The sequence below is a fragment of the Methylobacterium sp. B1 genome (assembly GCF_000333255.1).
GTDB lineage: Bacteria > Pseudomonadota > Alphaproteobacteria > Rhizobiales > Beijerinckiaceae > Methylobacterium > Methylobacterium fujisawaense.
In genome coordinates this window covers 23,059-29,598 of sequence record NZ_BACT01000669.1, presented here as the reverse complement: position 1 = coordinate 29,598, position 6,540 = coordinate 23,059, and the positions used below count along the sequence as shown (strand labels likewise).

The 6,540-nt window shown below is 71.4% G+C and carries 6 protein-coding genes; 2 read left to right on the top strand and 4 right to left on the bottom strand.

The annotated features are described in order from the left end of the window. The 4 genes from I53_RS19855 to I53_RS19840 all read right to left on the bottom strand — a co-directional run. Window positions 1-1,115 (bottom strand): ATP phosphoribosyltransferase regulatory subunit (locus I53_RS19855; RefSeq protein ID WP_043353875.1); only part of this gene is annotated, 1,115 nt, incomplete at its 3' end. A 161-nt stretch (window positions 1,116-1,276) separates the two neighbouring features. After that, window positions 1,277-1,519: a hypothetical protein gene (locus I53_RS19850; RefSeq protein WP_043353874.1), complete on the bottom strand. Its 243-nt coding sequence runs from the start codon at window positions 1,517-1,519 to the stop codon at window positions 1,277-1,279. Between the two features lie 78 nt (window positions 1,520-1,597). Continuing rightward, a complete protein-coding gene (gene hisS, locus I53_RS19845; protein ID WP_043353872.1) occupies window positions 1,598-3,145 on the bottom strand; it encodes a histidine--tRNA ligase in 1,548 nt (515 codons plus the stop codon). Between the two features lie 147 nt (window positions 3,146-3,292). Further along, the gene (locus I53_RS19840; protein WP_043353871.1) at window positions 3,293-3,796 is read right to left on the bottom strand and encodes a DUF3429 domain-containing protein; all 504 of its coding nucleotides are present in this window, start codon (window positions 3,794-3,796) and stop codon (window positions 3,293-3,295) included. Between the two features lie 406 nt (window positions 3,797-4,202). On the opposite strand from I53_RS19840, the gene rho reads away from it, so the two are divergent. Further along, window positions 4,203-5,552, top strand: a complete 1,350-nt coding sequence (gene rho / locus I53_RS19835; RefSeq protein WP_043353870.1) for a transcription termination factor Rho — start codon at window positions 4,203-4,205, stop codon at window positions 5,550-5,552. Window positions 5,553-5,925: 373 nt separating this feature from the next. After that, on the top strand, window positions 5,926-6,537 hold the full coding sequence (locus I53_RS19830; RefSeq protein ID WP_043353868.1) for a Maf family nucleotide pyrophosphatase: 612 nt from the start codon (window positions 5,926-5,928) through the stop codon (window positions 6,535-6,537). The last annotated feature ends 3 nt before the right edge of the window (window positions 6,538-6,540 follow it).

Here is a 6,540-nt window from a genome sequence, read left to right as displayed (position 1 = left end):
ATCCAGAAGGTGCAGCCCACCGCGGGCAGGGGCGCCGGGCTGCCGAGATGGCCGAGCAGGCCGTCGTAACGGCCGCCGCCGACCAGGATCGGGCCCTGCCCTTCGGTCACCTCGAAGATGAAGCCGGTATAATAGTCGAGGTTGCGGGCGAAGCCGCCCTGGAAGCGGAACCGCTCGATCGGCAGCCCGCGGGCCGCGATGAAGCCGGTGCGCTCCTCGAACAGGTCGAGAGCGGCCGCGAGGGCGTCGTGGCGGATGCCCGCGTCGGCCACCAGCGCCCGCAGGTCGCGGGCGGCGGCATCCGGATGGCCGGCGATGGCCCGGTAGCGGTCGAGGAGCGCACGGTTCTCGGCGTTGAGCCCGGCCCCGCCATGGGCCTGCGCGGAGGCCTTGGCGAGGAAGCGCTCGGCGATCTCGCCGGCGCTGCGCCCGCCCACCGCCGAGATCCCGGCGATCGCCAGCACGTCCTCCACGAAGGCGCGCACGCCCCGCGGGTCCTGGCCCTGGATCGCCGCCAGCAGGCCCGCATGGGGATCCTCCGGGCGGGTCCCCTCGGCGCCGTTGGTGACCACGTCCAGCGAGCGCCCGGCGGCCAGCGCCCGGAGCGTCCGGCGCTTGGCGGCGGGCGGGACCGCGAGGCCGTCGAGGAGCGCCACGGTCAGCCCCATGTCGCCGAGCCGCACCGCCGGATCGGTCCGGCCGAACAGGGCGAGGCCCTCGAGGGCGAGACCCAGCACCTCGGCGTCGGCGGCCGGCGTGTCGGTGCGCCCGATCGACTCGATGCCGGCCTGGAAGAACTCGTCGGGCTCGTCGGCGGCGAGGCGGAAGACCGGACCGCAATAGCTGTAATCGGCCACCTGCCCGTCGGCCTCCGCCCGGTGGAGGCGACAGACGGGAATCGTGAATTCCGGCCGCAGGCACAGCTCGGCGCCGCCCGCATCCTGCGTGACGAAGATCCGCCGGCGGATGTCCTCGCCCGACAATTCGAGGAACGGCTCCAGCGGCTGCAGCACCGGCGGCGTCACGGGCCGATAGCCCGCCGCCGCCAGATGCGCGAGCAGCCGCGTGCGCGCCGCGTCCCCCGCCCCCGTCTCGCCTGCCTCCGGTCGTGTCATCGGATCCATCCTCGCGGGCGCTCTGTAGCAACCGTGGCCGGACTTGGCGACACGTCGCAGGGCGGTGCGGTGCGCAGGACTGCGCAGGTCTGCGCAGGTCCCCGTACCGCGGACCGATACGCGCTACGGCGCCACAGACTTCACCCGCTCGGAGCAGCCGCTCAGAGCGGCCGGCCGCCGCCGAGACGCGCCCCGCGGGGGCGCCGGACCGGCTTGCGGCGGGCGATCACGGTCAGGGCCGGTGCTCCGGCAATCCCGGCGCTCAGGACGGGGGCGCTGCCGGTCCCGGGGGTGGCCTGGGCGACGGCGCTCGGCAACCGGTCGAGGACCGGCCGGGCGGCCCAGACGGGGCCTGTCCCGGCGCAGATCAGGCCGGCCGACAGGATGAGGATCTTCGCGCGCATCCCGACATCTCCCCCGACCCCTCCACGGAACCGACCGAGGATAACGCCGCCGGAGCCGCCGCGTTCGACCTGCGCGCCTCAGGTCTCCGAAGCCGTGAAATGCCGGGCCAGCACGGCGCGGACCTGCGCCACCAGATCGGCCTCCGGACACGAGATCTGCGCGGGCCGCGCCGCCTTCCACTCGGCGTTGCTGGCGATGGATTCGGCCGCCTGGGCACCCGCGATCAGGTCCTTGATCTGGACCTCGCCGGCCAGACGCTCGTTCGAGCCCTGGATCACCGCCACGGGTGCGCGCCGGCGGTCGGCGTATTTCATCTGCGCCTTCATGCCGGCGGCGCCGAGGTAGAGCTCCGCCCGGATGCCGTCGGCGCGCAGGAGCGCCACCAGCCGCTGGTAATCGGCCATGTTCTCCCGGTCGAGGACCAGCACCACCACCGGCCCGGGCGCCTCGGCGCCGGCGAGCAGGGGGCTGCCCACGAGCTGCAGGGCCGAGAACAGCCGCGAGACGCCGATTGAGAAGCCGGTGGCCGGGACCGGCTCGGACCGGAACCGCCCGACGAGCCCGTCGTAGCGCCCGCCGCCCGCCACCGAGCCGAAGCGCACGGTCTGGCCGTCCTCGTTGGTGACCGGAAACGTCAGCTCGGCCTCGTAGACCGGGCCGGTATAGTATTCGAGGCCGCGCACCACGCTCGGATCGGCGCGGATCACGTCGTGACCGTAGCCGGCGGCGGCGCAGAGGCGCATGATCGCGTGCAATTCGGCGATGCCCTCCCGGCCGGTCTCGGACGCGCCGATCGCGTCGTGCCAGCCGGCGAAGAACTTCTCCCAGAACGCCATCTTGTCGGCGCCGTCGCCGGCATCGGCCTGGAACGACACGTAGGCGAGGATCCGGCCGATCGCCGCCGCGTCGAGGCCCGCGCCCTTGGTGAAGTCGCCGCTCTCGTCCTTGCGGCCGGCGCCGAGGAGGTCGCGCACCCCGTCGACGCCGAGCCGATCGAGCTTGTCGATCGCCCGCAGGACCGTCAGGCGCTGGCCGGCCTTGTCGGGACCGGCGAGCCCGATCGCCTCCATGACGCCGTCGAGCACCTTCCGGTTGTTGACCTTGACCACGTACTGGCCGCCGAGCCCGAGGCGGTTCAGCGTGTCGGCCATCAGCATGCAGGTCTCGGCATCGGCCGCGACGCTGCCGGCGCCCACGATGTCGGCGTCGAACTGCATGAACTGGCGGAAACGGCCCGGCCCCGGCTTCTCGTTGCGGAACACGTAGCCGGCCCGGTAGCTGCGATACGGCTTGGGCAGGGCGTCGTAGTTCTCGGCGACGAAGCGCGCGAGCGGCGCCGTCAGGTCGTAGCGGAGCGACAACCACGCCTCGTCGTCGTCCTGGAACGAGAACACGCCCGCGTTCGGACGGTCGAGGTCGGGCAGGAACTTGCCGAGCGCCTCGGTGTACTCGACGAAGGGCGTCTCCAGGGCCTCGAAGCCGTAGAGCTCGAAGCTCTTGCGGATCGTCTCCAGCATCCGCCCCTGCGCGGCGATCTCACCGGCGCGCCGGTCGACGAAGCCGCGCGGCAGGCGGGGCTTCAAGGTCTCGGCCTTCTCGGCCTTGGGGGTGTCGGCCTTGGACATGTGCGCGCGTTCGCTTCTCGCGGACCCGGAGCCCGGGTCCGGCATCGGATCTTGAATCGTCTCCGCCGGGCGGAGAACCCTTGGCCGGGCTCTAAAGCATGCCGCGCGAAAGGGGAATTCGGTTGGCGGGGCTTCGATTGGCGGGACTCAGTACGGCGCCGTCAGCTTGAGCCAGAGCAGGGCCGCGAGGCTCACCACGGCGATCGGCATCTGCAGCGGACGCAGGCGGGCATGCGCCAGCGGCACCTCGCCGGCGCGCGCCGCGATCGGGTCGAGGATCCCGATGGCGGCGTAGCCGAGGATCAGCATCGCCAGCGCCGGCACGGCCTTGCCCATCACCGCCGTGAACAGGCTGGCCAGCCCGAGACCGTACAGGATCAGCATCGTCACGAGCTGCGACACCTGCGGGCCGCCCTCGGTCCGGAAGCTGACGCCCCGGCGCACCCCGGCCAGGAATAGCAGGATCGAGGCCGCATAGAGCAGGGTGAACAGCGCCACCAGATAATCGAGGGGCTGGCCGTTCAGCCACCACGCCACCGCGGCCCCGACGGCGATCGGCACCATGGGGCCGAAGCCGAAGACGAGGTCGAGCCAGGGGATCCGGCGCGGCTCGCGCGTGGTGAGGGTGCGTCCGGTAGCGTCGTCGCGCATGGCGGTCAGGGGGGACTCTCGGTTGGACGGTCTGCTGCGCTGCAGCACCGGGACGGGGAACGGCCGCGCGCCGGCCCGGTTCCGATGACCCCGTCTGCGGGCTTGCCTCTCTAGCGCCGGCTCGGCGTCCCGGCGAGGCCCTTGCGGCCGGGCCTTTGCGGTCCCCGCGCCGGCATCCCGCGCCGGGCCCTTGAGTGCGGGCGAAAAAGGCGTTATCTCTACTGCGCCCTCATCACAAGGTCTGCGCCGCAGCGCGCCCGTGAGCCGCGAGGGTCCTGCCTCATCGGTTTCGCCAATCTGACCCCGGGCCCCTCGCCGCAGCGCGGCCCGCTCTTCGGCGCCCATCCCCCGGGTGCCTGGCACTGAACCGGCCCTCCCACCTCTTCCGTCGGTTGCAAGACACCCCATGACGCCAAACCCCGACGCCCTCGCCGACATCGAGACCGCGGAGCCGGCCGATGCGCCCACCATGCCCGCCGCCCTCGAGGGCGTCCGCGAGGTCAAGCTCCAGGACCTCAAGTCGAAGACGCCCACCGACCTGACGGCCTTCGCCGAGGAGGTCGAGGTCGAGAACGCCTCGACCATGCGCAAGCAGGAGCTGATGTTCGCCATCCTGAAGCAGCTCGCTGCCAAGGAGGTCGAGATCATCGGCTCGGGCACCGTCGAGGTGCTGCAGGACGGCTTCGGCTTCCTGCGCTCCTCCGACTCGAACTACCTGCCCGGCCCCGACGACATCTACATCTCGCCGACCCAGATCCGCCGCTTCGGCCTGCGCACCGGCGACACCGTCGAGGGGCCGATCCGCGGCCCCAAGGACGGCGAGCGCTACTTCGCGCTCCTGAAGGTCAACACGATCAACTTCGAGAACCCGGAGAAGATCAAGCACAAGGTCCATTTCGACAACCTGACGCCGCTCTTCCCGACCAAGCGGTTCAAGCTCGAGCTGGACAACCCGACCAAGAAGGATTTCTCGCCGCGGATCATCGACATCGTGGCGCCGATCGGAAAGGGCCAGCGCGCCCTGATCGTGGCGCCGCCGCGCACGGGTAAGACCGTGCTGATGCAGAACATCGCGCAGTCGATCACCTTCAATCACCCCGAGTGCTACCTGATCGTGCTGCTCATTGACGAGCGCCCCGAGGAGGTCACCGACATGCAGCGCTCGGTGAAGGGCGAGGTCATCGCCTCGACCTTCGACGAGCCGGCCACCCGCCACGTGCAGGTCGCCGAGATGGTGATCGAGAAGGCCAAGCGCCTCGTGGAGCACGGGCGCGACGTCGTGATCCTGCTCGACTCGATCACCCGCCTCGGCCGCGCCTACAACACCGTGGTGCCGTCCTCCGGCAAGGTGCTGACCGGCGGTGTCGACGCCAACGCCCTGCAGCGGCCCAAGCGCTTCTTCGGCGCGGCCCGCAACATCGAGGAGGGCGGCTCGCTCTCGATCATCGCCACCGCGCTCATCGACACCGGCTCGCGCATGGACGAGGTGATCTTCGAGGAGTTCAAGGGCACCGGCAACTCCGAGATCATCCTGGACCGCAAGGTCTCCGACAAACGCATCTTCCCGGCGATCGACATCACCCGCTCCGGCACCCGCAAGGAGGAGCTGCTGGTCCCGCCGGATTCGCTCAAGAAGACCTACGTGCTGCGCCGCATCCTCAACCCGATGGGCGTCACCGACGCGATCGAGTTCCTGCTCGACAAGCTGCGCCAGACCAAGAGCAACAGCGACTTCTTCGACTCGATGAACACCTGAGGCGCCGGTTCAACGGGCATCCCAACCCGTCGCCTCCTCGGATGCGGCGCAGCCGCCTCGAAGGAGAGCTCCAGGGATCGCAGGGCATCCGGTGGCCTCCTTCGAGGCCTCCGCTGCGCTACGGCACCTCAGGATGAGGGGGAGGGTTGGAGGGCCGGTGTGCCTCTGTCCCGCCGCGGCACGGAAGCGACCGGCTCCGCGATGCGGCCGTTGACTGTCTCCTAACCCCTCCCTGCCAAGGTCCTCTTCGGGCGCCAGGTTGCGTATCGGCGCCGCGACAGCCCCGCCGGCCGGTCCATCCCGGCGGCGGGGCTCGTCGCAGCCCGCGCGATCCCCGGCTTGCACCGATCCCCGGATCCGTGACACTGGCGCGATGCTCCGCTCGCCCTGGACCGGTCCGGATCCGCTCCTCCTCGCCTCGACCAGCCCGACCCGGCGCCTCCTTCTGGAGAGCGCCGCCCTGCCGGTCGAGACCGCCGCCCCGGATGTCGACGAGCGCGCCCTGGAAGCGGAGTGCGCCGGCCTGTCCCCGCCCGACCTCGCCCTGGTGCTCGCCCGCGCCAAGGCGGAATCGGTGGCGGCGCGCCATCCCGGCCGGATCGTCATCGGCGCCGATCAGGTGCTCGATCTCGACGGCACCGTGTTCCACAAGCCGGCCGATGCGCAGGCCGCCCGGGCCCAGCTCGCCCGTCTGTCCGGCCGCACCCACGCCCTGCATTCCGCCGTGGTCCTGGCCGGGGCGGTGCAGGACGCCTTCGTGGAGACCGCCCGGCTGACCCTTCGCCCCCTCGATGAAAGGGCCATCGCGGCCTATGTGGGCTGTGCCGGCGAGGCGCGGGTGCGGTCGAGCGTCGGCGGCTACCAGCTCGAAGGGCCTGGAATCCACCTGTTCGAATCGGTCGTGGGCGACCACAGCACCGTGCTGGGCCTGCCGCTGCTGCCGCTCCTCGCCCGCCTGCGCGGGGCCGGGGTTCTGGATTTTTGAGGG

Coding starts and splice junctions, on each gene's coding strand:
- I53_RS19850 (WP_043353874.1), bottom strand. CDS start 1,519: ATGCGCGCGAAGATCCTCATCCTGTCGGCCGGCCTGATCTGCGCCGGG.
- hisS (WP_043353872.1), bottom strand. CDS start 3,145: ATGTCCAAGGCCGACACCCCCAAGGCCGAGAAGGCCGAGACCTTGAAG.
- I53_RS19840 (WP_043353871.1), bottom strand. CDS start 3,796: ATGCGCGACGACGCTACCGGACGCACCCTCACCACGCGCGAGCCGCGC.
- rho (WP_043353870.1), top strand. CDS start 4,203: ATGACGCCAAACCCCGACGCCCTCGCCGACATCGAGACCGCGGAGCCG.
- I53_RS19830 (WP_043353868.1), top strand. CDS start 5,926: ATGCTCCGCTCGCCCTGGACCGGTCCGGATCCGCTCCTCCTCGCCTCG.